The organism is Chryseobacterium metallicongregator (assembly GCF_031324065.1).
GTDB classification, from domain to species: domain Bacteria; phylum Bacteroidota; class Bacteroidia; order Flavobacteriales; family Weeksellaceae; genus Chryseobacterium; species Chryseobacterium metallicongregator.
In genome coordinates, this window is the sequence record NZ_JAVIXS010000014.1 from 199,572 (window position 1) to 226,307 (window position 26,736).

23 protein-coding genes are annotated in these 26,736 nt (G+C 34.5%); 5 read left to right on the forward strand and 18 right to left on the reverse strand.

Annotated elements, in window-relative coordinates:
* Positions 1-142: 142 nt before the first annotated feature.
* The gene (locus tag REB14_RS14385; protein ID WP_309522501.1) at positions 143-1,177 is read left to right on the forward strand and encodes an acyltransferase family protein; all 1,035 of its coding nucleotides are present in this window, start codon (positions 143-145) and stop codon (positions 1,175-1,177) included.
* Positions 1,178-1,216: 39 nt separating this feature from the next.
* Here the strand turns inward: REB14_RS14385 and REB14_RS14390 are convergent, their stop codons facing one another.
* From REB14_RS14390 to REB14_RS14475, 18 genes are all read right to left on the reverse strand, one after another.
* Positions 1,217-2,155: a glycosyltransferase family 2 protein gene (locus REB14_RS14390; RefSeq protein ID WP_309522502.1), complete on the reverse strand. Its 939-nt coding sequence runs from the start codon at positions 2,153-2,155 to the stop codon at positions 1,217-1,219.
* 9 nt (positions 2,156-2,164) lie between these two features.
* Positions 2,165-3,163 carry an acyltransferase family protein gene (locus tag REB14_RS14395; protein WP_309522503.1) on the reverse strand — a complete coding sequence of 333 codons (999 nt, stop codon included), beginning with the start codon at positions 3,161-3,163 and terminating at the stop codon, positions 2,165-2,167.
* Between the two features lie 15 nt (positions 3,164-3,178).
* Entirely contained in the window at positions 3,179-4,006 is an 828-nt protein-coding gene (locus REB14_RS14400; protein ID WP_079240156.1) for a glycosyltransferase, read from the reverse strand.
* A complete protein-coding gene (locus tag REB14_RS14405) occupies positions 4,003-4,824 on the reverse strand; it encodes a glycosyltransferase family 2 protein (protein WP_079240157.1) in 822 nt (273 codons plus the stop codon). The genes REB14_RS14400 and REB14_RS14405 overlap by 4 nt, the downstream gene beginning before the upstream one ends.
* Before the next feature lie 15 nt (positions 4,825-4,839).
* Positions 4,840-5,508, reverse strand: coding sequence for an NAD-dependent epimerase/dehydratase family protein (locus REB14_RS14410; RefSeq protein ID WP_079240158.1), 669 nt, complete (start codon positions 5,506-5,508; stop codon positions 4,840-4,842).
* A gap of 29 nt (positions 5,509-5,537) precedes the next feature.
* Positions 5,538-6,383 (reverse strand): glycosyltransferase family 2 protein, encoded by an 846-nt coding sequence (locus REB14_RS14415; protein ID WP_309522504.1) that lies wholly within the window; start codon positions 6,381-6,383, stop codon positions 5,538-5,540.
* Positions 6,376-7,500 (reverse strand): glycosyltransferase WbsX family protein, encoded by a 1,125-nt coding sequence (locus tag REB14_RS14420; protein WP_309522505.1) that lies wholly within the window; start codon positions 7,498-7,500, stop codon positions 6,376-6,378. The genes REB14_RS14415 and REB14_RS14420 overlap by 8 nt, the downstream gene beginning before the upstream one ends.
* 2 nt (positions 7,501-7,502) lie before the next feature.
* Positions 7,503-8,117, reverse strand: coding sequence for an acyltransferase (locus REB14_RS14425; protein WP_079240161.1), 615 nt, complete (start codon positions 8,115-8,117; stop codon positions 7,503-7,505).
* Complete coding sequence (locus REB14_RS14430) at positions 8,114-9,625, reverse strand: glycosyltransferase family protein (protein WP_079240162.1); 1,512 nt, start codon at positions 9,623-9,625, stop codon at positions 8,114-8,116. The genes REB14_RS14425 and REB14_RS14430 overlap by 4 nt, the downstream gene beginning before the upstream one ends.
* Entirely contained in the window at positions 9,612-10,715 is a 1,104-nt protein-coding gene (locus REB14_RS14435) for a DegT/DnrJ/EryC1/StrS family aminotransferase (RefSeq protein WP_079240163.1), read from the reverse strand. Before REB14_RS14435 ends, REB14_RS14430 begins: the two co-directional genes overlap by 14 nt.
* Before the next feature lie 3 nt (positions 10,716-10,718).
* Entirely contained in the window at positions 10,719-11,651 is a 933-nt protein-coding gene (locus tag REB14_RS14440) for a GNAT family protein (RefSeq protein WP_079240164.1), read from the reverse strand.
* 1 nt (position 11,652) lies between these two features.
* Positions 11,653-12,519 carry a GNAT family N-acetyltransferase gene (locus tag REB14_RS14445; RefSeq protein ID WP_079240165.1) on the reverse strand — a complete coding sequence of 289 codons (867 nt, stop codon included), beginning with the start codon at positions 12,517-12,519 and terminating at the stop codon, positions 11,653-11,655.
* Positions 12,509-12,910, reverse strand: coding sequence for a sugar 3,4-ketoisomerase (locus REB14_RS14450; RefSeq protein WP_079240166.1), 402 nt, complete (start codon positions 12,908-12,910; stop codon positions 12,509-12,511). The genes REB14_RS14445 and REB14_RS14450 overlap by 11 nt, the downstream gene beginning before the upstream one ends.
* On the reverse strand, positions 12,907-14,166 hold the full coding sequence (locus REB14_RS14455) for an ABC transporter ATP-binding protein (protein ID WP_079240167.1): 1,260 nt from the start codon (positions 14,164-14,166) through the stop codon (positions 12,907-12,909). Before REB14_RS14455 ends, REB14_RS14450 begins: the two co-directional genes overlap by 4 nt.
* Positions 14,167-14,210: 44 nt before the next feature.
* Positions 14,211-15,059 carry an ABC transporter permease gene (locus tag REB14_RS14460; RefSeq protein WP_034691447.1) on the reverse strand — a complete coding sequence of 283 codons (849 nt, stop codon included), beginning with the start codon at positions 15,057-15,059 and terminating at the stop codon, positions 14,211-14,213.
* Positions 15,060-15,233: 174 nt separating this feature from the next.
* Positions 15,234-16,097 carry a glucose-1-phosphate thymidylyltransferase RfbA gene (rfbA, locus tag REB14_RS14465; RefSeq protein ID WP_079240168.1) on the reverse strand — a complete coding sequence of 288 codons (864 nt, stop codon included), beginning with the start codon at positions 16,095-16,097 and terminating at the stop codon, positions 15,234-15,236.
* A gap of 97 nt (positions 16,098-16,194) precedes the next feature.
* Entirely contained in the window at positions 16,195-17,274 is a 1,080-nt protein-coding gene (gene rfbB, locus REB14_RS14470) for a dTDP-glucose 4,6-dehydratase (protein ID WP_079240169.1), read from the reverse strand.
* Positions 17,275-17,278: 4 nt separating this feature from the next.
* Entirely contained in the window at positions 17,279-18,592 is a 1,314-nt protein-coding gene (locus REB14_RS14475; protein ID WP_079240170.1) for a UDP-glucose dehydrogenase family protein, read from the reverse strand.
* Between the two features lie 214 nt (positions 18,593-18,806).
* Between REB14_RS14475 and rimP the strand changes: the two genes are divergently transcribed.
* From rimP to REB14_RS14495, 4 genes are all read left to right on the forward strand, one after another.
* Positions 18,807-19,274 carry a ribosome assembly cofactor RimP gene (gene rimP / locus REB14_RS14480; protein WP_034691441.1) on the forward strand — a complete coding sequence of 156 codons (468 nt, stop codon included), beginning with the start codon at positions 18,807-18,809 and terminating at the stop codon, positions 19,272-19,274.
* A 16-nt stretch (positions 19,275-19,290) separates the two neighbouring features.
* Positions 19,291-20,526 (forward strand): transcription termination factor NusA, encoded by a 1,236-nt coding sequence (gene nusA, locus REB14_RS14485; RefSeq protein WP_034691439.1) that lies wholly within the window; start codon positions 19,291-19,293, stop codon positions 20,524-20,526.
* 76 nt (positions 20,527-20,602) lie between these two features.
* Complete coding sequence (gene infB, locus REB14_RS14490; protein WP_079240171.1) at positions 20,603-23,587, forward strand: translation initiation factor IF-2; 2,985 nt, start codon at positions 20,603-20,605, stop codon at positions 23,585-23,587.
* A gap of 305 nt (positions 23,588-23,892) precedes the next feature.
* A complete protein-coding gene (locus REB14_RS14495) occupies positions 23,893-26,727 on the forward strand; it encodes a SusC/RagA family TonB-linked outer membrane protein (protein WP_309522506.1) in 2,835 nt (944 codons plus the stop codon).
* Positions 26,728-26,736 lie beyond the last annotated feature (9 nt).

The window sequence follows — 26,736 nt, forward strand, 5'->3', positions numbered from 1 at the left end:
AGTTTACAAATATAATTTGTTTTAAATAATTATAATAATAAATCTTATTTTTGTGCCTTAAAAATTAATACTTTATACCAAATAAAACAACTTTTCAGATTGAGGTTGCTGAGTTTTGATAAAGTAAATTATTTGGTGTTCTGTGAAAATAAGTCAGATTACATTTACCCGGTTTGTTGCTGCAATGGCAATTGTAATTTCTCATTTCAATAAAGATCTGTTTTTATATAAGATAGATTATATTTCCAATCTTTTTTTGAGGGCTAACGTAGGAGTAAGCTATTTTTTTATTCTTTCAGGATTTATCATGATCATTGCTTATCACAAGAAAGATAAAATTGATTACCTGGAATTTTATAAGAACAGGTTTGCCAGGATTTATCCGCTTTATATGCTGGGGCTTCTGCTGTATTTTATGACGAGATACGAGATGTTCGATTGGTATAAAGTGCTTTTATATGGATTGGGCATTCAGAGCTGGATTCCGGGAGAAGCAATGATCCTGAATTTTCCGGGATGGTCGATTTCCGTAGAGTTCTTCTTCTATTTGCTTTTTCCGTTTTTGTATAATTATTTTTATGCAAGGAAAAACAAAATGATCTGGGTGTTCGCCATTGGTCTCTGGCTGATTACGCAGGTTTTTTCTAATCTTTATCCGGTGTATGGAGCGTATGAAGGACCTCATACAAAAAGCCATGAGTTTCTTTACTATTTTCCTTTCTGGCATCTTAATGAATTCCTTATCGGAAATCTTGCGGGGATATTTTTCGTTAAAAATTACAGGCAGAAAAATTATGACCGCCAGGTTATCATCATCTTTTTACTGATCCTTCTGTCTCTGATATTTGTCCCGCTTTTTTACCACAATGGGTTGATGGCTTTGCTATTTGTCCCTGCTATTCTTTTCATTTCGGCTAATAACGGAAGAGTCAGTAAGTTCTTTTCACTGAAGCCCATGGAGTACCTGGGAGAAATAAGCTATGGTATATACATCACCCATATTCCTGTGCTTTACCTTGTAAGAGAGTTTTTGAAATGGCAGGAGTGTACATTCAGTATAGATATCGTATTTTTGATTTATATTATCGTTATGCTGTTGAGTTCTGCAGTTTTTTACCAGTTTATTGAAAAGCCGATGCGAAATATTTTAAGAAAGATTCATTTTGTAAAACGTTGATATATAGGTGTTATCTAGAACTATGTATTTAGTTTATTGTTAGAACAACTCATTTCTGAAGTTGATATTGTACAATCCTGAGCGTATGCTTTTATAGTCTGTCAACAAATACTTTGTGATCATTCCCCATTTTTTGAGAAGGGGAGCATTGGCAATCTGGAAACTTCTGTATACCCGTTTGATGTGAAGCTTAATATCCTCAGGAATGGTATTTTCATTTTCTGCCCAATAATTGACCTCTTTCCACAATACAACTCGTGTAGAAGCCGGTTTCACTTCTCCGGAATCTACTTTGGTAATTCTGTTATTCTCATGAACACCTCTCACGGCTACAGCTTTGTCAAGAATTCCCGGATACAGATTCAGATAGTAGGAGAGCCTGAATAAGAATTCTGTGTCCTGGTGAAGCTTTAAATGGGTTTTAAAGAAATACTCCATGTTTTTCAAAGAACTTTTACGGATCGTTAATGCATCAATACTGAAAAGTCCGAAAGTTCCTCTCATATTTAGCTGTCCCGGAAAGACATCTTTAGGAGGATGTTCTTTATAAACTGTAGTCAGACGGTCTCCAAAAACTTTATAATACTGCTCTTTTGCCTTTTCAGAATAATAGTGAACACCTATAGCTCCATAAACACCGTCTACTTTATGATTAATGAAAAGCTTTTTTTCTGCATCAAAACGGTTGGGAAGATAGTAGTCATCTGCATCAAGGAAAGCAATAAAATCTCCTTCAGCCTTTTCCATTCCTAAATTTCTGCTGGCACCTGCTCCATGATTTCCTTTGTCCGGATGTTGAAAGAGTTTTACCCTGTCATTTTTTTCAGCGAGTTCCCGGCATACCTGCAAGGCATTGTCAGGTGATTTATCTTCTACCAATACCACTTCATATACATCTTCAAACTGGAGAGCAGATTCTACAGCCTGAGCAACATATTTTTCGGCATTGTAAACGGGAATGATTACTGAAATTTTCATTTTTTCGGATTATGCTTTTAATTTAATTTTCAAATAATGGGTAACTCTTTTCTCTACTAAATAGTATAGAAGTGAGGCTACAATAATAACTAAAACAATTTTAAGAAGAAAAAAAGGAATGTTTAAATAGCCTTCAACTTTAAATCTTTTTAAAATAATTCCTACGAAAGGATGTGACAGGTATAATGAATAGGAAATATCTCCCAGAAATATTAAGAATTTGTTTCCTTTACAATGGAATATATAATCAAAAGTGAGGAAAGAAAAGACAAATGCAGAGATGATTGCCAGTTTTACCCAATCATTATCTATTGGAATGACACTAAGTAAAACAAGTATAAACGATATTATTCCTATTACAGAAACTATTGCTGCCCATTTCTTTGGAACTGTATATTGGTTCAGTAAAAGAGCGAAGAGAATTCCTACAACAAAATAAAGATTCAGAGAGTGGGTTACCATTTTCAGATAAGGGCTGTCAAAATGTATACAATATCCCAAAATGGTAGTCAGAATGAAAAATACTACAATGAAATAATACCTTTTTTCTTTAAAAAATAATGAGAGCCCAAATATGAGATAAAAGAACATTTCAAAATTTAAAGACCAGCCCAGGAAAAGCACTGGAAATTCTTTTTGAGTAGGGAGGAATAATAGTGAATGAATTAGTTCATAAAGTCCCTCCCCATGAAAGTATATGAATAAGCCACCTCCCGGTATTATTGCAGCAAATGTCAAAAGATAGTACAGTGGAACAATTCTGATCACCCTTCTTTTGTAAAATAAAGTGATCTGCTGAAAAGAATCCTTACTGAAATTTATTTTTTGAGTGGTAAAAGCCATGATAAATCCACTGATAATAAAAAATACGGGAACACCGATACTTCCTTTTTTAAAAAGAATATCGCCAAGATTCAGCCCAGGTAAGTTGATCGTTTCACGAAAGTGAAAGCAGCATACCAATAATGCTGAGATTCCTCTTAATATCTGGAGATTATTAAGCTTCATTACGTCTGCCAGATCTTATCTTTTAAAAACTTTTTTCAGAATAAGTCCCATTACAAAAGGTACTCTGGCAATATTATGCTGAAATGTTTTGAAACCGTCAATTGTAAATTTTGTGTCTTCAGTCATTCCATATTCTGAAAAATCAACCTCAGGAACAGCTTTATGTTTAAAAGTGACATTCATCAAGTTGTACTGATGGATGATCTGTATGTACATTTCCTTGCTGTCTTCCACAGAGAAATCCGGATAATGACGATAACTATTGTGAGCTCTTTCTTTTAACATGGTTTTGAAGTTATCCACACTTTCTGCGAGACTTACAAATGGGTTTACGACCGCATTATACACATTTACGACCGCTTTACGACCAGGAAGCATTGTTAGCTGATATCCTCTTCTTAAATCAATAACAAGATCATGAATCGGTTTAAAATGTTCTTGAACAGTTTTTACATAGTCCTGATGAAGCATGTCATCATTATCAAGTTCACTGGTGATTACAAATTTTGTGTCAGGAGTGAAAAATTGAGGAATTACTTCTACTGCTTTGGTTTTCATTGCATCAAAATCCTCTACAAAAACGGCTCTGAAAACAGGATATTCTGCTTCGATTTCTTTGATGATTTTTCTGAATTTCTCGGACGTATTAATATCAAAAAAAGTTAGCCAGATATAGTTTTGATTGGTTTGGTTTTTATAGGAAGGAAGTACGTAAGTTCTGAATAACTTGAATCGGTCATCCAGCCATTCTTCTGTAAGGGGTTTATACCCTGAACGTGTTTCGTTCCAACCTTTTGTAGGAACATTGAATCTTGTCATGATCACGTGTACAAACTGACTCATCTAAATAAATTTTTTAAAAAGTTAAATATTCTGTAAGGTTTACTGTTGTATATATTCTCCAGTTTTTTTTCATAAAACGTTTTTCTGTTCAAAAGGGCTATATAACTGGGGAAAAATTCATGAAACAGTGCTTTGTGTTTTTCATATACGGCATGATAAATAAACTCTTTTTTATCATTGTTGCCGGTAATGTCTTTTATCATGGAAGTGTCCGGATGAGACCTGTAATTGAAAACAACATAATCAATTTTTGTGATGGGCTGGTTTCTGTGTGAAGATATAAGCTGTATCCAGAATTCCCAGTCTTCAAATCCGTGTCTTAATTTTTCGTCATAAATAATACCTTCATCAAAATATTTTTTGGCAAATAGAGAAGTACAATATAATTTATTTCCCAAAAGCAATTCCTGAAGGGTGAACGTTTCCTGTAAATTTGATTTTTTGCTGGTATGGCCAAATGTAATGGTATCTGAAAAAACAATTAAAGTATCAGGATTCTGATCAAATACCGCAATCATCTTTTCTAAAGCCAGCGGATTAAGCGTGTCATCTGCATCAAGAGGCAGGATATAATCTCCTGTAGCATTTCTTATCCCCGTATTCCTGGCACCGGAAAGCCCTTTGTTTTCCTGATAAACATAGCGTATTTTATCATTTTCAAGTTTTCTGGATACTATTGCTGTATCATCAGTAGAACCGTCATCTACAATAATGCATTCCCAATTCGTATAAGACTGGGTCATCACAGACTGTATGCATTCTTCCAGATATTTTGCATGATTAAAACAGGGAACAATAATGGAAACTTTATTTGTCATTCAATATGTTTTACTTTATAAATATGCTGAAAATAATTTTTTTAAATAATCCTCAGAAGAAATTCCAGTGAAAAAAGATTCTGTACGGGGATTAAATTCTATGTTATAATAAGAACCTTCGTCAATATTTTCAAACACTGCTTTTTTTCCTAAATGCTGTTCCAGCTGAAACAAGATTTCAGGAAGAGAGTACTGATAAGGGTAGGTGAGATTAATAATTTCATTGTTCAGTACATCAATATACTGTTTTGTAAATAAAGCAATATCATCAGTGCCAATGAGAATTCTCTTTGCATTGTTGTGTATTGTGAATTGAGTTCCGGACACAATTGAGTTCTTAAGGAAGTTAATCAACGTGTTTGGATTTCCTCCACGGCCTACTGCATTTCCAATTCTGAAAATGATAAAGTTTTTGCAGTGCTCCGTAATGAGTTTTTCAGCATTAAGTTTATGATTAACGTATGGACTGTCTTTTTTTGTAGGATCATAAATACTGCAGGTTGAAAAATAAACCAGTTTTTTATCCGGAAATTCTTCTGTCACTTTTGTTAACAGAGTGATTTCTCTTTCGAATTCTGCCGGATTCTTTTCCAGAGAATTGGAAACCCCGGATGCAAAAAAAAGGATATCTTCCCTGTCATAAGGTCTTACGGCTGTTGCCAAAATTCCATTGCCAATAATCATATATTTTTATCTAAACGGTTTAAAAAATCTTACAGGTATCTGAAGATTTTAAATAGTCCAAGTTTATTTCCCAGTTTTGCCCATCGTGAATTCTTCACACGATCCAGCTTATCAAGGGTATATTTGTATTTGTTTTTCGGGATATAATTTTCCAGAAAAAGATCTTCAATATTGATATTTCTTCTTTCCGCCATTTTAATAAGAGCTACCCAATGCCAGAAAAGGGCTTTTTCTGTATTTTTTGTGGTAGATATTCCATTTTGATGAATTCTGTACAGGTACAAATCTTCATCAATATATTTTACGGGAGCTACTTCGCACATTTTCATGTACCAGTCTTTATCTTCAGCGATTTTTAAAAATGGATCAATACCGGAAGTCTTTTCGTATATCTTTTTTTTAAAAGTTGCAAAATGTGAAATTTCTCCATTAAAATTATAGTATGAGTGATCCAGCTCAGTAATCTGCTTAGCTTTATGTACTGATTTCGGATTAAGATGTTCATCACAAAATACCAGATTAGAATAGACCATGCCTGCTTCAGGGTATTCAGCATGGGTTTTTACAACAGATTCCAGGGCGTGTTGTGTCAACGCATCATCAGGATCTAAAAAACCACATATTTCAGATTCAGCAAGCTGTATTAATCTCTTTTTGGTATATCCGATTCCTCTGTTCTGATCATTTTGATTGATTTTAACCCGTTGATCATTGCCTATAATTTTTTTTATGACTTCAAGAGAATCATCAGTAGAGCCATCGTCCAAAATTACTGCTTCCCAGTCTGTTTCAGTCTGAACCATTAAACTCTGGTAACATTTTTCAAAAAAGTGACCATTATTATAATTGGCAATAAGAATACTGAATTTACTCATTTCTACTGTGTTTATTCAAGATTTTTTTTAATGCATTCAAATATCCGAAGCCATTTTTTCTGTCCGGTTCCAGGATGTTTCCTTCTGCCCATTCGTTCCATGATTTAACAATAAGAAACTGCTCTGGATAATTTTTTTTATCTTGAAGATATTCTACTGCCTTCTCAATCTGCTTTTCGAATAGTTCCGGAGAATTATTAGCCAATATGATGCCTCTGTACCCGCTTCTTGGGGTATTGTCCCAATTAGGTAGTATACATGGATAGGTAGGAACATTGCTTTCTTCAAATTTCAAGTCATTTACGACCTCTTGAGCATCCTGAATTCTGACTTTAGGTTGTTCTTTTTTCTTAAATCCAATTAATCCTTTTATTCTATTTTTATAATATTGAGAATGCGAGATGTATTCCTTTTTATTAATATGCGGTACCCAGGCTTTCTGAAAGGCATTGGAAATTTTACTGTCATATCCCATAGATTGAAAATCAATGGCATCAGAAAGTTTATTGGAAGCCATCACGTACAATCCATCAAATCCGTTTTCTCTGGCAAGCTCTCTGAATTTTGAGATATAGTTTGGATCTCCTTCATTTAAATGATTAGGATCATAAATGATGAAAAGAGGCTTATTATCCACTTTGATATACCTTTCGTCCTTAAAGAAAGGAAGCAGATATTCGAAATGAGCAATTAAATCCTGCTCATCAGGATAGGTCTGTTCTGCTAGTATTTTCTCTGACAGTCCGTGCCATATTCCTGACCATGTTTCATTGGCCCAACAGAAGCAGAAAGGGAAATCCGGTTTTCCTGATTTCAGTACATCATTTGCAACACGTTCCAGCAATTGTTTGCCGCTGCCAAACCAGTAATGATAAAAGATAAACCCATGTACTCCATAATCTTTTGCCATCTGGGCCTGTTGTTCTCTTACTTCAGGAACACGCAGATCATAATATCCAAGATCTGCAGGGAATATAGGCTGTTCATGTCCTTCGAATAAAGGCTTGGCTTTGCTTACATTGGTCCATTCTGTAAAACCTTTTCCCCACCATTCGTCATTTTCCGGGACGGGATGATATTGAGGGAGATAAAATGCAAGGGGTTTTATTTTTTTCATAATCAGTTTTCTAATGTTTTTATTAATCTGGCGGGAATTCCTGCAATGACTGAGTTTTTTGGGAAACTCTTATTTACTACAGAGTTGGCGCCTATAATGGAATTCTCACCAATGGTAACCCCTGGAAGTATACATACTCCTTCACCAATCCAAACGTTATCTTCAATAATAACAGGACCTTTTGAATATAAAGGTCTTGTAGCAGGAGTATTTTCCAGATCATCAATTGTTATATTACCATGGGAATGGTCAGAAATATATATTCTGCTGGCCATAAGGACATTATTTCCTATGACAATTTTATTGACTGCTCCAATATGAACATCGGAATTGCATACCACATTATCTCCAATTACAATTTCAGGATGAAATTCTTGACCTTGGAAACGATCCCAGGCCTCTAATCGTAAATGAAATAAAGAACTGAAGTTTTTTCCTATTGAAATATATTTAGGATTTTTTATCCAGTGTTCTTCAGGTAATATAGAATTAGATCCAAAGCTTTTGAAACTTTTCTTAGCCCACTCACTAATTTTATTTTGAGTGTGAGCTTTATAAGCCTTTGAATTCAGTACATCGAATAAAAAATTGACAATATATTTCTTTAAAAAATTCATATTTTTCCTGTTATTTGATAGTATATTGTTTTTAAAAATGTTATTTTGTTTTCTTTAAAAACTTTTTTATAATAACTTAATTTATAATCCTGAAACATTTTAAATCTTTCGCTACCCGTTAAAAATTTATTAATGGTATTTTCAAAAACAGGATTATATAGGTTTTCGGCTTCAATCATTAAGGTATTAAATGTTTGATAGGATTCAAATGCATCATACTTCTTTTCTAAAAATGACATCGGATTTTCTCCATTAAATATTTTTTGTAAATTCTCAGAAAATTCTTCTTCAGTAATCATCAGATTATTATAAAGTGATTTTGGAGTGTTTTTTTTGTATTCAATAGAAAATTCCGTTACTAATGTATCTAAATTATCAAAGTTTTTAAATCTATCAGATTTGTAAAATAAATCTTTTATATCACTTACCAGATTTTTTGGATGTACATAAGCAAAAACAGGTAATCCTGAAGCAACAGCAATTTGTGTCATTAAGGCACCTATATAGGGAAAAGTAGAAATATAATAATCTACATTTTTCATAATTTCATATAAATCATAGCGGTCGCCAATTAAGAATATTCTGTTGTTTAATTTATTGTCATCAATAAATTTATGAATGGCTGTACCATTTCCACTTCCGGCAAATACGAAAATTAGATTTTCATCTAATTGTAAAATCTTATGTATTGTTTCAAGGAATTCTAAGTTATTTCCCAGAATTTTATAAAATGTACTTCCAGAAAATATTATTTTTTTGTTTTTAGTATCAAAATCAAAACCTTGAAATGGAGTTTCTGACAAAATAGGATAATACGGTAGTATTTTGTTTTTATAACTAGGAATATTTCTTAATTGTTCAGATAAATTTTGTCCAAATGAACGGAATTCAATATTGATGTCTGTAATGTCTACCCCAAGCCAGAATGCATGATCCGTTAAATTTATTTGGTATCTTTTAATCCCTTGTACCTTATAGAAAGCCATATAAGCAATGGTATCCCAGGGAATTAAATGCATTAAAATATGTTCAGGCTTTTCTGCTAAGATAATTTTGATGAGGTTTGCACACAGCTCTATTCTGTTATTACCTTCTAAATAATAAATTTCTTTATTATCATAGTTCTCAATCTCGGCTAGAATTGCTTCGTTTTTATAATGTCTGTTTTTATTTTCAAAGACAAGAATAATTCGTTTATTAAGTCTTAGTAATGCCCTTAGATATTGCTGAGTTAATCCTCTGTTATCATAGCCAAAGTAATCATAGAATAAAACAACATTTTCGTTGGGAATTATTTTTTCTGATTTAAAAAGAGAATTGGAAATTTGTTTCAAAGAGCCTTCTAATTCTTGATCATATAGAGTATCATTAAATGCATAATTATATTTTAGATGTGTAGATAACTCTATTAATCGTAAAGCAAAGTCATAATTTTTTTTGATTATAGCTTGCTTTAAATTCTTTTTCAGAATCTTATCAATATTAATAAGCTTTTTATTTGAAATCATTTAATTCTGAGATTATTTTTTCTATATCATCGTGGGTCATTACAGGGCTTATCGGTAGGCTTAAAACCTCCTGATGTATCTTTTCACTTATTGGGAAGGACAGGCCATTCCAATCTTTGTAGGCTTCTTGCTTATGGGGTGGAATAGGATAGTGAATTAAAGTCTGCACACCATTTTCTGTAAGATAAGACTGTAGCTCATCTCTTCTTTCGGAGCGGATAACAAATACATGCCAGACATGTTCATTTTCATCAGCCGGATATTCTGGCAGAATGACTGCCGGATTTTTTATTTCGTCAATAAAACGCTTTGAAATCTCTCTTCTTATTTTATTTTCGTTGTCAATATACTTTAATTTAATATCCAAAACGGCTGCCTGAATTTCATCAAGTCTGGAATTTAATCCTTTATATATATTTACATATTTTTGATTGGAACCATAATTGGCTAAAGCTCTGATGGCTTTCATTAAATCATCATCATTGGTAGTTACGGCTCCTGCATCTCCCAAAGCACCAAGATTTTTGCCTGGATAAAAACTGAAACCAGCTGCATCACCAAGATTTCCTGATTTTATTCCTTTCCATTCTGCTCCTATTGCCTGAGCATTATCTTCTATAATTTTGAGGTTATGCTTTCTTGCAATTTCTTTAAGTGAATCAGAAAATATAATTCTACCCTGAAGATGAACAATAAGAATACCTTTAGTTTTTGAAGTTATTTTTTCTTCAATTTTTGATATGTCAATATTATACGTGTTAATTTCCGGTTCTACCAAAACAGGAATTAAACCATTATCTGAAATAGCTAAAATAGAAGCAATATAAGTATTGGATGGAACAATAATTTCATCTCCGATATTCATTACTCCTAGTTCTATATAAGCTCTTAAAATAAGTCTTAAAGCATCCAGGCCATTGGCAACCCCAATAGCATGTTTGGCTCCGATATAATCTGAAAGATTTTTTTCGAAGTTAGCAAGCTGATTACCCATAAGATACCATCCGGAGCGGAAGACTTCTAAAAGCTTAGCTTCTATTTCGTTTTGATATTGTAAGTTTACCTTTTGTAAATCAAGAAATTTAATCATAGTTTAAAGTTTAATTGAATAAAAATCTAAAGCAATTCCTCTTGCTCCCATGTTTTCTTTCTGCTGAATTAGCCCCTCATTTAAATACTTGCCTTGGTTTTCTGTAGAAATTCCAAAACTGTAATATTTTCTGTCTTTGAATTTTTCTAAAAGAAAATGATTGATAAAATCCAATGCTCCTGCTTTTCTTCCTTCTGATGAGGCTGCCATATACTGAGTATGAATGGTGTTTCCAAAATCAAAAATAACAATACCAGCTAAAATCCTGCCATCCTGATTAGCCTCGAAAAGTCTTATGTTTTCTGGAAATTTTTCTTTTAAAATAGTGATTTCCTCTATTGTATGTACTGGTTTTGTATCAAATTTCTGAAGAACAGAGGACAGTAAGCTCCAGTATTCTTCAAAATTTGTATTTTCTGTAATAATTACATTATTTTCTTTACATTTTCTTACCAATTGTCTTTTGGTCTCTGAAAATCGGATTGGATGTGAAAGATCGATAACCGATGAAATATCTCTTCTGTAAAGATTGGCATCACTACGGAAAAGTGCATACAAATCTTCTTCCGCAGGATATTTATGAAAAATATGGGGAATCCCTTTGTATATTATTTCATTGAAAGAAAGCTCAGAATAGTATTTCTTTATTTCATTAAAAATTTCCAGAACTTCACTGGTTTTTACAGTATGGGATATAATTAAAGATCCAAAAGTTAATCCGCCATGAGAGATAATCTGTTTTTCAGATTCGTTGGCAGGAAGTACAGCTGTGATCTTATTATTTTTAAAAATAAGAAGTGAATGATCTTTGAACCGATCTGAATGGTATTCCATAAAATCTCTGGCAAAAAAGAAAAGTCCGTTTTTACTTTCTATGATGAATTGATTCCATTCATCATAATACTCTTTTCTGTACTTTTTTATTTCAATAGCCATCTTATAAGTTTATGGACATGATTATATTAGAATCTGTAGAATTCTGTTTTAAAAAACCTGCATTCTCATAAGCTTTTATAGCTCTTGTATTTTCCGCTATAACTTTTAGATATAGGCTTTTTAAATTGAGCTTTTCTTTAGCAAATTTAAAAATGTGTTTGAAAATTTCAGTGCTTAATCCTTTTCCCCAATATTCCTTTTCTCCAATATATCCGAAATATTCGGCAGATCCTTCATCAATATTTATATTTTTAAGACCGGCAACACCGATAATATTATTGTTGTACCGGATACCTTTGACCCAATATGTAGGATTTTGATTGAGTGAAGAAAACCATTTTTGCTGATCATCTTTTGAAAAATCAGGAGTGCTTGTTAAATGTTTAATTTCCGGCTCATTGAGCCAATCCCAGGATTTACTAAGTATTTCTGGAGTATATTCTACAAGGGTAAGTTGATGAAAACTTAAGAAGTCCTCATAATTTCTGATATAATCTTTTTCGTTATATGTATGTGAAGCTAATACAAGGCAAATAGCTCCTGAAGAAAAATTAATTTCTGAAGCCCAGATGCCGGGAGGAATATGTAATCCTAAATCAGGACGGTTCAAAAAGACTTGCCTTTTGAACTTCCCATCATCCAGAGAAACTTCAAAGCTGCCGCTTGTTGCAATCAGGAACTGATGACATTCTTTGTGGGAGTGTGAGCCTCTGCTTTCTCCTCCCGCAATATCATATAAATAGAAAACTCTTTTTACATTAAACGGAAATGATGAATTATTTTCAACCACTGTAAGGTTGCCTTCGTCAAAACTGATCTTACCTAAATCAATAACACTACAATCAAATACAGAAATATTATTTTTCATCAGTCAGTATTTTAAATTCTTCGAAATCTCTTATATAATCATTTTCATCATACTTCCTGTCAGAGACAATAAGTGCTAATGAATTGGTTGAAAAATTTTCCAATCTTCGCCAGAACATTTTAGGAATATATAATCCGTAATATGATCTGTTTAAAGAAAACCTTTGCTCTTCTTTTCCATTATGAAGGACCACATCAAAACTTCCTGAAAGGGCAATAATAAATTCTTGCTGCTCTTTGAAAGCATGGCTTCCTCTTACTTCTCCTCCAGGAACATCATATACCCAATATGTCCTTTGTATCTCAAAAGGAAGTTGATTGGGATATTCAAAAAATGATAAATTTCCTCTTTTATCATATATTTTTGGGAGTTCTATTATTTTCGGGATCATGGTGTTTGTACTTTGTATTCAAAAAATGGTCTTGTAACGCCTGGGTAAATATGCATCATTGTTCCAACTTTTACATTTTCTACTTCAAATCCAATAAATTCATCAATTCCGTATAAAAGTATTTTTTGATCTTTCCCAAAGTAAAGCTTGAAATAATAGTTTCCGGCATTCAAAAGCCCAGCAGGAATATCAAATTCTACAGTATATTCACCTATTTTTGAGTTGTTGTTCTCTGCAACAGCTTTCCCAACATGAAAGATGACCAATTCTTCATAATTTTTGAGTTCAAAAGTTGTGTCAAGGGTAATATCCGGACAGAAATTATGAAAAATAAGTTTTACATGTACTCCGGAATCAATATCTAGTAAATCCCCATTAATAGGAGATACTGAAAATTCTTTTATTCTGATATTTTCATTACCTATAGCTTCGTTCAGATTACCATTATACTGGTAAGAACTTTCTCTTGCGCTGCTTTTTTGATATTCTATGATTGTATTGAGAATGTCTCCTTGATAGCTAATTTGTCCTTGATTTAAAAGTATACCTTTTGTGCATAGCTCTTTAATGGCTGTCATGTTGTGACTGACAAAAAGAATGGTTCGTCCCTCTTCTCTCGTTACATCATTCATTTTACCGAGACATTTTTTTTGAAATTCTGCATCTCCTACTGCTAGAACTTCATCTACGATAAGGATTTCAGATTCTAAATGAGCTGCTACGGCAAATGCCAGACGGACATACATTCCTGAAGAATATCTTTTCACAGGAGTATCTATATATCTTTCAACACCGGAAAAATCTACAATCTCATCAAACTTCCTTTTGATTTCCTTTCTTGTCATTCCTAAAATAGCACCATTAAGGAAAACGTTTTCTCTTCCTGTCATTTCAGGATGGAATCCTGTTCCTACCTCGAGGAGAGATGCTATTCTTCCGTTTGTATAGATCTTTCCTGTTGTAGGTTTTGTGACTTTACTTAAAACCTTGAGTAGTGTTGATTTCCCAGCACCATTTCTGCCGATAATTCCAACCGCATCTCCTTGTCCGATTTCAAAATTAATATCACGAAGAGACCATACATAGTCTGATAATCCTTTTGTGGTTCTGTCATTGGCCTCACCAATTTTAAGATAAGGATCTTCCTTTCCTCTCACTTTATGCCAGAACCTGTTAAGGTCATGAGAGAGAGTACCTGTCCCGACTTGCCCCAGGCGATATTGTTTGGATATATTTTCTGCTTTTAAAGACAGCATATTCTAAAAGATTTTAAATTAATAAAAAAATTTACCAACAAAGGTTATACAGTATCCATAAAGGTTTTTTCAACCTTATTGAAAACAACAATTCCTATCATTAAAAGGATAAGAATAATAGCAGTACTAATTCCCAGCATGGCAGGAGAAAAGTCTCCAACGCCTATCCAAGCATATTTAAAACATTCAAAAATACCGGTTAAAGGATTATAATAAGCCAACTTTTTAAAGAACCCTGGTAGTGATGAAACAGGATATATCACTGGAGTTGCATACATATATAGACTTACTCCAAAACCCAGAAGCATACTCAGGTCTTTATATTTTGTAGTAAGTGAAGAAAAGATCATTCCAACTCCTAATGCAAAAAGGGCCATTAAGAATATAAGAAATGGCGTTGCAAGAATCCAGATATTAGGATGAGCCTCTCCTTTACTATAATAATATGCCCATGCAAGAATAAATAAAATAAGCTGTACTCCAAATCGCATCAGGTTGGAGATAACAATAGACAATGGAGTAACCAGTCTTGGGAAATAAACCTTTCCGAAAATTCCCGCATTCCCTGTAAAAGTAGATGAGGTAGCAAGTAATGATGCCGAAAAGTAATTCCAGAGAGTAACTCCTGCCAGATAGAAAAGAAGGGGTGGAGCTCCATCTGTAGGTAATTTGGCAATTCTTCCAAAAATTACCAGATAGACGATAGTGGTGAGAATAGGATTAATAAAAAACCAGATTGGCCCTAAAATAGTTTGCTTAAAGCTGGACACAAAATCTCTTTTTACAAACATATAAACAAGATCTTTGTATCTCCAGACTTCTTTTAGCTTCAAGTCAAATAACGAATGATCTGCATCAATCGTCTCAGTCCACTTTTGTTGTGGTTCATTCATCTGTGTAAGTTTTTGCAAATTTATAATAATTAATTCTTACTGTATCTCTTAGTTTATGAATTTTCATAGTCAATAAAACTAAAAATCAACAACTAATATATTGATATTTGAGCGTATGAACAAAAACTATTGGCCATAAAGCCAATAGTCTATGAATTTTATAAATTATATTTGTTATTTTCCGACAAGTTGTTTCAGGTATTCGCCGTATCCACTTTTACCATATTTAGTGGCTGTTTCAAGCAGCTTTTCCTCGTCAATGAATTTATTTCTGAAGGCAATTTCTTCAATACAGCCAATTTTAAATCCTTGTCTTTTTTCAATAACACTTACAAATTCTGAAGCGTCATGAAGAGAGTCAAATGTTCCTGTATCCAGCCATGCAGTTCCTCTGTTCAGTACGGCTACTTCAAGCTTTCCATTGTTTAAGTAAACATTGTTGATATCTGTGATTTCCAGTTCACCTCTTGCAGAAGGTTTGATATTTTTTGCAATTTCCACTACATTATTATCATAGAAATAAAGTCCGGGAACTGCGTAGTTTGATTTTGGATTTAAAGGTTTTTCTTCAATAGAAACGGCTTTCAGATTTTTATCAAATTCTACTACACCATATCTTTCAGGGTCTGCGACGTGATAAGCGAAAACAACTCCTCCTTCCGGATTGGTTTTATTTTTCAATAAAGTTCCCATTTCGGAACCATAGAAAATATTATCTCCCAATACCAGTGCTGCGGGATCATTACCTATAAAATCTTCACCCAGGATAAAGGCTTGTGCTAAACCATCCGGGCTTGGTTGTACAACATATTCTATATTACAGCCAATTTGCGAGCCGTCGCCCAAAAGTTTGATGAAACCAGCCTGGTCATGTGGAGTTGTAATGATCAGAATATCCTTGATTCCTGCTAAAAGTAGTGTGGAGAGCGGATAATAGATCATGGGTTTGTCGTAAACAGGCATCAGTTGCTTGCTTACTGCAATCGTTAGAGGGTATAGTCTTGTTCCGGATCCTCCGGCTAATATTATTCCTTTCATGTTTTGGTGCGTGTTGCGCTTATTTCTTTTGTGTTGTGAGTTGAATTTCTGTTGAGTACAAAGGCTTTATTTCTCTGTTATCTCAATAACAATATATTTAGCTGTATTGCTTGTTGTAGTAATCCTGATAATTTCCTGAGGTTACATTTTCAAGCCATTCTTTGTTTTCAAGATACCAGTCGATGGTTTTTCCTAAACCTTCTTCGAAAGTTACCGATGGTTTCCAGCCTAAATCTTTATTTAATTTTGTAGCATCAATGGCGTAACGTTTATCATGGCCTGGTCTGTCTTTTACAAAAGTGATCAGTTTTTCAGAATAGCCTTCCGGTCTTTCCAGTTTGGAATCCATTTGTTTGATCAGCTCTTTTACAAGATCAATATTCTGCCACTCATTGAATCCTCCGATATTATAAGTCTCTCCGGTTTTGGCTTCCTTAAAAATCTGATGAATGGCTCTGGCGTGATCAATTACAAATAACCAGTCTCTGGTATATTTTCCATCCCCATAAATAGGAAGTGGTTTTTCGTTGATAATATTTGAAATACAAAGCGGAATCAGTTTTTCAGGAAAATGATTCGGGCCATAGTTATTAGAACAATTGGAAACAATGAAAGGCATTCCATAGGTGTTTCCGTAAGCTCTTACCAAATGGTCGGAAGCTGCTTTGGATGCTGAATACGGAGATTGCGGGTCGTACGATGTTGTTTCTAAAAAGAATCCTGTTTCCCCTAAACTCCCATATACTTCGTCGGTAGAAATATGATAGAAAAGATTGTTTCTTTTTTCATCCGGGAATCTGCCGTGGGTATGGTCAGGATTTAATGTCCAGAACTCTTTGCAAAGATTCAGAAGATTAGCGGTCCCGTTTACATTCGTATTGATAAATGCCATTGGATCTGTAATACTCCTATCTACATGGCTTTCTGCTGCTAGATGTACAACTGCATCCGGATTGTATTTTTCGAAAACTTTTCTAAGTTCTTCCGGTTTTGTGATATCTGCTTTTTCGAAAACATAATTGGGTTCATTTTCAATGTCCTTTAAGTTTTCAAGATTTCCGGCATAGGTAAGAGCATCAAGGTTGATGATCTTAGTGTCCGGATTGTTTTTTACAAATTCTCTTACAACATGGGAGCCGATGAACCCGGCACCTCCTGTAATAATAATGTTTTTCATTTATTTATTTTGAGATGGTCTTTCTTCCTATACTTTTATAATGAAATCCGTTTTGTTCAGGGACTTCCAGTGGATACATATTTCTGCCGTCAAAAATGACTTTGTTTTTCATTTTTTTAGCCATCAGTTCAAAGTTTGGATTTTTGAATTCCGGCCATTCAGTAGCAATAAATAGTGCGTCTACATCTTCCAATGCATCATACATTCCTTTGGCATATTGTATTTTATCACCTAAAAGTTTCTTAACATTATTTTCCGCAACAGCATCATAAGCAATGATTTCAGCACCCTTCTCTAATAGTAGAGCGATGTTGTCTAAAGATGAAGCTTCTCTGATGTCATCTGTGTTGGCTTTAAAGGCTAGTCCCCACATGGCGATTTTCTTTCCTTCAATACTTCCTCCGAAATATTTTTCAATTTCAGATACTAAAATAACTTTCTGGGTGGTATTTACAGTCTCAGTAGCTTCCAGGATCTGGAAATTAAAATCTTCCTGTTTTCCAGATTTTATAAGCGCTTTTACGTCTTTAGGGAAACAGCTTCCTCCATATCCGATTCCCGGGAATAAAAATCTGTGCCCGATTCTGTCGTCACTACCCATTCCCAGTCTTACCTTGTCCACGTCTGCACCTACCTTTTCACAATAGTTGGCAATTTCATTCATGAAGGTGATTTTTACCGCTAAAAAAGAATTTGCCGCGTATTTGGTAAGTTCTGAAGATTTCTCATCCATGAAGATGATGGGAATTCCTGTATTGGTAAAAGGCTGGTATATTTTAGACATAATGTCTTTAGCTTTTTCTGAACTTGCTCCTACAACAACTCTTGAAGGATTCATTGAATCTTCAACAGCAAATCCTTCTCTTAAGAATTCGGGATTTGAAACTACGTCAAAAGGAATGTCTGTTTTGGAAGAGATTGTTTCTCTTACCCTATCTGCTGTACCTACAGGAACGGTACTTTTATTGACAATGACTTTGTATTCAGTCATCATTTCACCAATATTATTGGCTACCTGAAGTACATAAGACAGATCTGCGGATCCGTCTTCTCCCGGAGGAGTAGGTAATGCCAGATATATAACTTGGCTTTTGTCTAAAGCTTCTTTAAGATTGGTAGTGAAAAATAATCTTTCAGACTGGATGTTTCTTAAAAACATTTCTTCAAGGTTCGGCTCATAGATGGGAACAATGCCGTTTTTCATACCTTCTACTTTTTTTTCATCAATATCAACACAGTATACTGAATTGCCAAGTTCTGCCAGAGTAGTTCCTGTAACTAATCCTACATAACCTGTTCCTACAATCGTTATATTCAAAATGTTTGTTTTAAAATTCTAAAGACAAAAGTAATAAAAATCCTGTGACATACTCTTTTAATTTATTGTAAATGAAACTTACGCTATTTGCTTGATACTTAAGATAATTTTGCATTTTTAGAAAAAAAGCTTATATTTGCAATGGATTTACGGAAAAAATGGGAAGGCTTCGGAAGAAAGCCTTTTTTCGTACTGTAAATCAAGATAAAAATATATGGAGTTTAGAAAAAGAATTGAAGAATTATTAAATGAATTCCTTGAGACCAGAAAAGATCTGTTTCTTATTGATCTTAAAATTTCTGCAGGGGATGATATTACAGTGATTTTGGATGGTGATAACGGAGTTTCTTTGCAGGACTGCCTTGATGCAAGCCGCGCAATTGAATTTAATATGGATCGTGAAGAGCATGACTTTAGCCTTCAGGTGATGTCTGCAGGACTGAGCGAGCCATTATCCACACCAAGACAGTTCAGTAAAAACATTGGAAGAGAGATTGAGGTGATGCTGGAGGATTCTTCTAAAATTGAAGGGGAATTGTCAAAAGTAGACGATGAGAAGATCACACTTGTTTTACGTTACCGAAAGCCGAAAGATATCGGGAAAGGAAAAGTAGATGTGGAGGAGGAGAAAGAAATTTCTTATCCTGAGATCAAAAAAGCATTAGTAGTAATTAAATTTTAAAAAGAAAAAAGAATAGATGGATAATATAGCGTTGATTGAATCCTTTGGTGATTTTAAAGACGAAAAGGGGATCAGTAAGATTGATCTTATGGCAATTATTGAAGATTCACTGAAGACTCTTTTAAGAAAGAGATTTGATTCAGATGATCATTTTGATGTGATTGTAAACCCGGATAAAGGAGATTTTCAGATATTTTTGAATAAAACAATTGTAGAGGACGAAATGTCTGAAGATGATGATTTGGAGATTGAAATCTCTGAAGCAAAGAAGATTGACCCTACCTTCGAAGTAGGTGAGGACTTTACAATGGAAATTCCTGTTGCACAATTGGGAAGAAGAAATATTCTTACCCTTAAGCAAATCCTTGCTACAAAACTTCAGGAACACAATAATGCAATGCTGTACGAACAGTTTAGAGATAAAATTGGTGAAATCGTTGTTGGAGAAATCCACCATATCCGTCACAAGCATGTGATTTTGCTGGATGATGAAGGAAATGAATTTATTTTACCAAAAGAAAACCAGATCCCATCCGATTTCTTTAAAAAGGGTGAGAATATCAGAGCTATTGTTGAGACAGTAGATTTTAAAGGTTCTAAACCACAGATTATTATTTCCAGAACTGCGCCTAAGTTCCTTGAGAAGTTATTAGAGCTGGAAATTCCTGAAATCCAGGACGGAACAATTATCCTGAAAAAGGTAGTGAGAATTCCTGGTGAAAAGGCGAAGATTGCAGTAGATGCTTATGATGACAGAATTGATCCGGTAGGAGCTTGTGTTGGGGTTAAAGGATCCAGAATTCATGGCGTTGTAAGAGAGTTGAGAAATGAAAACATCGATGTTATTCAGTGGTCTAAAAACCCTGAGATCTTGGTGAAGAGAGCATTAGGAAATGTTACAGTCAATAAAATTGACATCAATGAGGATCAAAACTATGCATTAGTATATACTCCTGTTGAAGAGATTTCTAAAGTAATTGGAAAACAAGGTCAGAATATCAGATTGGCTTCTTGGTTGTCAGGATATGAAATTGATGTGTACAGAGAGTCCAGCGAGGATGACGATGTTGAATTGAGAGAATTTAACGATGATATCGAGCAGTGGATTTTGGATGAGTTTAAGAAAGTAGGACTTACAACTGCAAAATCAGTATTGGATAAAGAAACTGAGAGTCTTTTAAATATGGTAGACCTTGAAGAAGAAACAATCGAAGAGGTTAAACGTATTCTGAGAGAAGAATTTGAAGATTAAGATTTTAAATAAATTTTAATAAACAGTAAAAAGGAAATACTTTAATTTTAAAAATTAAAAACAGTAAATAATATAAATGCCAAAAATTAGATTAAATAAAGCGGTTAAGGAATTCAACATTTCGATGTCCAGATTAGTAGAATTTTTACAATCAAGGGGTTTCGAAGTTGAAAGCAATCCTAACGCTCAATTGGAAGAAGCGGCATATTCTGCATTGGAGGCTGAGTTTGCTAAAGACGGCGAACAAAGAAAGGCTTCCCATGAGGTGGTGATCACTAAAGTTCCGGAAGAAAAGCTGGAAATTGAAGAAAAGAAAACCCCTGAAGTGATAAGAGCTAAAGCAAATAAACCAGAAACTAGAATTTTAGGTAAAATAGACTTAGAACCTAAGAAGCCTGAAGTTGAGGAAGCTCCTGCAGCTCCTGTGGCTCCTGTTGCGACACCGGTTGAAGAAAAGAAAGAAGAAATCGTGAAAGAAGAACAACAGCCGGAAGTTAAAGCAGCGCCTGAGAAGCAGGAATTTAAAGTTTTGGATAAAATTGATTTGTCTCAAATAGAATCTAGAAACAGACCTGTGAAAAAAGACAAACCAAAAATGGAGGAGAAAAAAGAAGAAGTTAAACCTGTGGAAACAGTAAAAGAAACTCCAAAACCAGTGGTTGCAGAGGAGAAAAAAGTAGAAACTCCAAAAGTAGAAGCTGAACCTGAATCTCAGGAACCACAAAAAATTGAGACGGTATATCAGAAGCTTGATGGTCCTAAGATCGTTGGGGAAAAGATTGACTTAACTCAGTTTGCGCCGAAGCCAGGTGCTGGAGCAAAAAAGAAAAGAAAGAGAATTGAAAAGCCTGGTGGCCAGAATAATCAACAAGGTCAGGGGAATAATCAAAACTCAGGAAATAACAACAATAACCAAGGTGGACAAGGCCAAGGTAACCGTCCACATAACAACAACGGTGGACAAGGACAAGGTGGAAACCGCCAAGGTGGTCAGGGAGGACAAGGAAATCGTCCTCAAGGTCAAGGTGGCCAGGGTGGAAACCGTTTTGGAAATAACCAGGGTGGTGGAAATCGTCAGGGTCAAGGTGGTGGCTTCAAAAAAGGAGGCCAGAACAACAGACCTGGACAAAGAGTTATGCCAGTTGAGCTAACTGATGAGCAAGTTAAAAACCAGATCAAAGAAACATTAGAAAAACTTACGAATAAAGGAGGGAAATCTAAATCTGCGAAACACAGAAAAGACAAGAGGACTTTCCGTAGAGAGCAGGATGAGCGTCAGCAGGAGCTTGAAGCACAAGACAGAACTCTTAAAGTAACAGAATTCATCACAGTGGGTGAATTGGCAAGTTTAATGAATGTTTCTCCAACTGAAGTAATTTCTGCTTGTTTCTCATTAGGGGTAATGGTTACTATGAACCAAAGACTTGAAGCTGATACCTTATTATTAGTAGCAGATGAATTCGGTTATAAAATTGAATTCTCAGATGCTGATCTTGAAGATACAGATTCAGAAGATGAAGTAGATACTGAAGAAAGTCTATTACAAAGAGCTCCTGTAGTTACTGTAATGGGACACGTTGACCACGGTAAGACTTCATTGTTGGACTACATTAGAAAAACAAACGTAATTGCCGGTGAATCTGGAGGAATTACTCAGCACATTGGTGCTTATAACGTGAAACTGGAGAATGGTCAGAGAATTACTTTCTTAGATACACCTGGTCACGAAGCCTTTACCGCGATGAGAGCGAGAGGTGCACAGATTACGGATATTGCAATTATCGTAATTGCTGCCGATGATGATGTGATGCCACAAACAAAAGAAGCTATTGCTCACGCACAGGCTGCACAGGTTCCAATGATTATTGCAATCAATAAAGTGGATAAACCTAATGCAAACCCTGATAATATCCGTCAACAACTTTCAGGCTTAAACCCTCCGGTTTTAGTAGAAGAATGGGGTGGAAATGTTCAGGCACAAGAAATCTCGGCTAAATTCGGTAACAACGTAGATGTATTGTTGGAGAAAGTTTTACTACAGGCTGAAATGCTTGAATTAAAAGCAAATCCTGAACGTGCAGCAAACGGTGTTGTTATTGAAGCATCTTTAGATAAAGGTAGAGGGTATGTAGCAACAATGTTGGTACAGACCGGAACTTTAAGAGTTGGGGATTATGTGGTAGCAGGTAAAAATCATGGTAAAGTAAAAGCTTTGCTTGATGAAAGAGGGAAAAACCTTAACGAAGCGGGGCCATCAATTCCTGCAACAATCTTAGGTTTAGATGGAGCACCTACTGCAGGTGATAAATTCCGTGTTTATGCTGACGAAAGTGAAGGTAAAGCTATTGCCAATAAGAGAGAACAATTACAAAGAGAATTATCAATCAGAACGAAGAAGCATACGACGCTTGAAGAATTGGGAAGACGTATTGCTTTAGGAGAATTCAAAGAATTGAATATTATCCTTAAAGGTGACGTGGATGGTTCTGTAGAAGCTCTTTCTGATCAGTTACAAAGATTATCAACAGAAGAAATCAGTGTTAAAATTCTTCACTCAGGTGTTGGGCAAATCACTGAATCTGATATCAACTTAGCAGCAGCATCCGATGCTATTATCATTGGATTTAATGTGAGAGCAGGTGCTAATGCTAAAGAACTTGCAGATCGTGAGGAAATTGAAATCAGAACATATTCTGTAATCTATAAAGCAATTGATGAGGTAAAAGAAGCGATGGAGGGAATGCTTTCTCCGGAAATTCAAGAGCAGGTGATTGGTAATGTTGAAATCCGTGAGGTATTCAAGATTTCTAAAGTAGGAACAATTGCAGGTTGTATGGTTCTTACAGGAAAAGTAACAAGACAGTCTAAAGTACGTTTATTAAGAGACGGTATTGTTAAATTCGATGGAGAACTTGAAAGTTTGAAACGTTTCAAAGATGATGTTAAAGAAGTAACGAAAGGTTACGAATGTGGTCTGAATCTTAAAGGTTACAATGACATCGAAATCGGAGATATCCTTGAAGTATACGAAGAAGTAGCGGTCAAGAAAAAACTAAAATAAATATATCCTAAATATGTGAAAACCACTTTTTTATAAAGTGGTTTTTTTATTTTTTAAACTCGCTTAATTTGTAATCATTCTAAATAATTTTTTTTGAATTATTAATAATTTGTTAAAACGAATGGGGTCTGTAAAAAAATTGTTTTTTATTGAATAAAAACTGTCTATTATTATTGAATCTTATTTATTTTGTGTAAATTTTAAATGAAACAGTAAAAAAAATAGTCGTTTAAACGTTAGTTTAATTTGTGGATGTTAATATTTATTAACATATTTGCCCATTAAATATATTAAAATTTGTTAATATGAATGTTAAACTACGTGTATTAAGCGCCGGAGCTCTGTTTTTCCTAGGACAAGTAGCTTATGCGCAAAAAGCAAAGAAGGATACAGCTAGAGCTACTGAGATTGATGAAGTAGTAATGGTCGGGTTCGGACAGAAAAAATCTGTTAAAGAAGTTACAGGTTCTGTAAGTACAGTTAAAGGTGACAAGCTTAATGATCTGCCAGTTTCATCTCCTGATAAAGCCTTAATGGGTAGAGTTACCGGGGTACAGACTGGAGCAGCTTCAGGACAGCCAGGGGGAATTGTAAACATCCGTGTTAGAGGTAATACTTCTGTTAATGGAAATAATAGCCCAATCTTTATTGTTGATGGAGTAAGAATTGCTTCAGGAGATCTTACAAGCTTAAACACAACGTCAAATATCTTGGCGAATTTAAGTTCTGATGATATTGAATCAATGACTGTACTTAAAGATGCAGTTTCAACATCGTTATATGGAGCAGATGCTGGTGCCGGGGTAATCATTATTACAACAAAATCTGGTAAATCTGGTAAACCAAGATTCCAGTTCTCAAGTAACTATGGGGTAAATAAAACAGCTTTTAAATTACCAAATTCATTGACAAAAGATCAATGGCATGGCTTAGCAGCTCAGACAATGGCCAATACACCGGGTGTATTTGGTTATGGATCTTATCAGGAAGCTTATGATGCCTTATTTGATCCAGACCAGGATCCACTAGGATATGCAGCTTATGGTAATGTAAACACTAATTGGCAAAAAGAATTAACTAGAAATAGTGCTAACCAAAGTGAAACAAACTTCTCAGTTAGCGGAGGAAGTGATAAATTCAAATATTACTCTTCTATCGGTATGTTCAATCAGGAGAGTGTCTATAAAGGGAGTGATTTCAAAAGAGTGAATGCTTCCACTAAAATTGAATATAAAGCAACTGATAGATTAACGATTAATACAGATTTCCAGTTTTCAAACAGTAAAATGCGTACTTTGAATGATGGTGGAGATTTTGCTAACCCATTGATTGCTCAGTACTTTAACCTTCCTGTTGATCCGGTAAGAAACCCAGACGGTAGCTGGTATTATGGAATTAATAATTCATTACCTTCCGGAAACTTTAACGTAGCAGCATTACAGGATATTAACTCTAGAAAGGCAAACACAAGTAGAGTATTTGCAAATTTAGGAGTAACTTATAAAATTCTTGACGGGCTTGTTTATAGAATGAATTTTGCACCTGAATATATCAACGTAGAAGAAGATGTTTACTTATCTCCTCTTCATGGTGATGGATATTCAGCGAAAGGTGATTTAACATCTAACGCAAGAAGATTTTTTAACTTCAACATTCAGAATATCTTAGAATATTCTTTCAGAATTGGAGATAAAAATAAATTCGTTGCAAGAGCAATCCAGGAAGCTTATAAGTCTGATATGAGAGCTATCAATGCTGAAGGACAAGTTGTTGCTCTTTCTTCTCTTCAGACTTTAGATAGTTTTGTTAAACCTGTTGCAGCTGGTGGAACAAAAGCGATTACTTCAAGATCTGGTTATGCAGGACAGGTAAACTATAACTATGACAATATTGTTAACTTAGACTTATCTTACAGAAGAGATGCAATGTCAAACTTCTTCCCAGGTCAGAAAGGAGGTAACTTCTATTCTGCTGGAGCGAGTGTTGACTTAGCAAGAATCTTTATCCCTGATAATGATTATTTAACATTGTTGAAACTTAGATCTTCTTATGGTAAATTAGGAAATCAGATTTCAGCATCTCCTTATGCTACATACAGCTACGGTATCAATTATAATAACAATGCTGGTGCAAGTTACGGAGGTTTTTATAACCCAGGACTTAAATGGGAAACTGTTAAGCCTTTCAACGTAGGAGTTGATATAGGTCTATTAAAAGATCGTGTATCATTAACAGCAGAATACTATAACAAACAAACTGAAGATCTAATCTTTACTGTTCCATTATCCCTTGCTCAAGGTATTTCAGGATATACAGATAATATCGGTACATTGGTTAACAAAGGATTTGAATTCAGTATCAATGCAGATATCTTAAAACCTGAGAATCCAAAAGGTTTTGCTCTTAGCATGGATGCTAACTTATCAACACTTAATAATGAGTTGACTAAAATCTATGGAGGAAAAGATATCATTTCCGGAGCTACAATCTTAAGAGAAGGAGAATCTATCAACAGCTGGTACATGAGAAAATGGGCAGGGGTTGATCCTAATAATGGAGATCCATTGTGGTATGTAAATGGAGTTGATGGTGAGACAACTAACAATTATAATAACGCTCAAAGAGCAGTTCAAGGTAATCGTTTAGCGAAATATTTTGGTGGTGTTGGTATTAAAATGTCTTATCAAAACTTCACAGTATCTGCACAAGGAACATATAGCTTTGGAGGTAAAGTATATGATGACTGGGCAATCTATACTATGAGTGATGGTCAGTACAACTTATTCTATCCTGGATATGAGGATCAACTAGATTATTGGACACCAAACAATACTAATGCATTGAACCCTAAACCTATTTATGGTGGAAATAAACTTTCAAACAGAACATCTACAAGATTCTTATATAAAGCAGATTATTTGAGATTAGCTAACTTAAAAATAGCTTATACTTTTGATTCTAGCTTCTTAAAAGGTTCAAACCTTAATAAAGTAACAGTTTACGTTATGGGTAACAACCTTTGGACACATGCTTATGATAAAAATTTAAGATATGATCCGGATATTGCACTTGCAGGAACTACTAACCTGAACTTGCCTCCTTTGAAATCTTATTTAGTTGGATTTAATGTTGAATTTTAAAAATTGAAA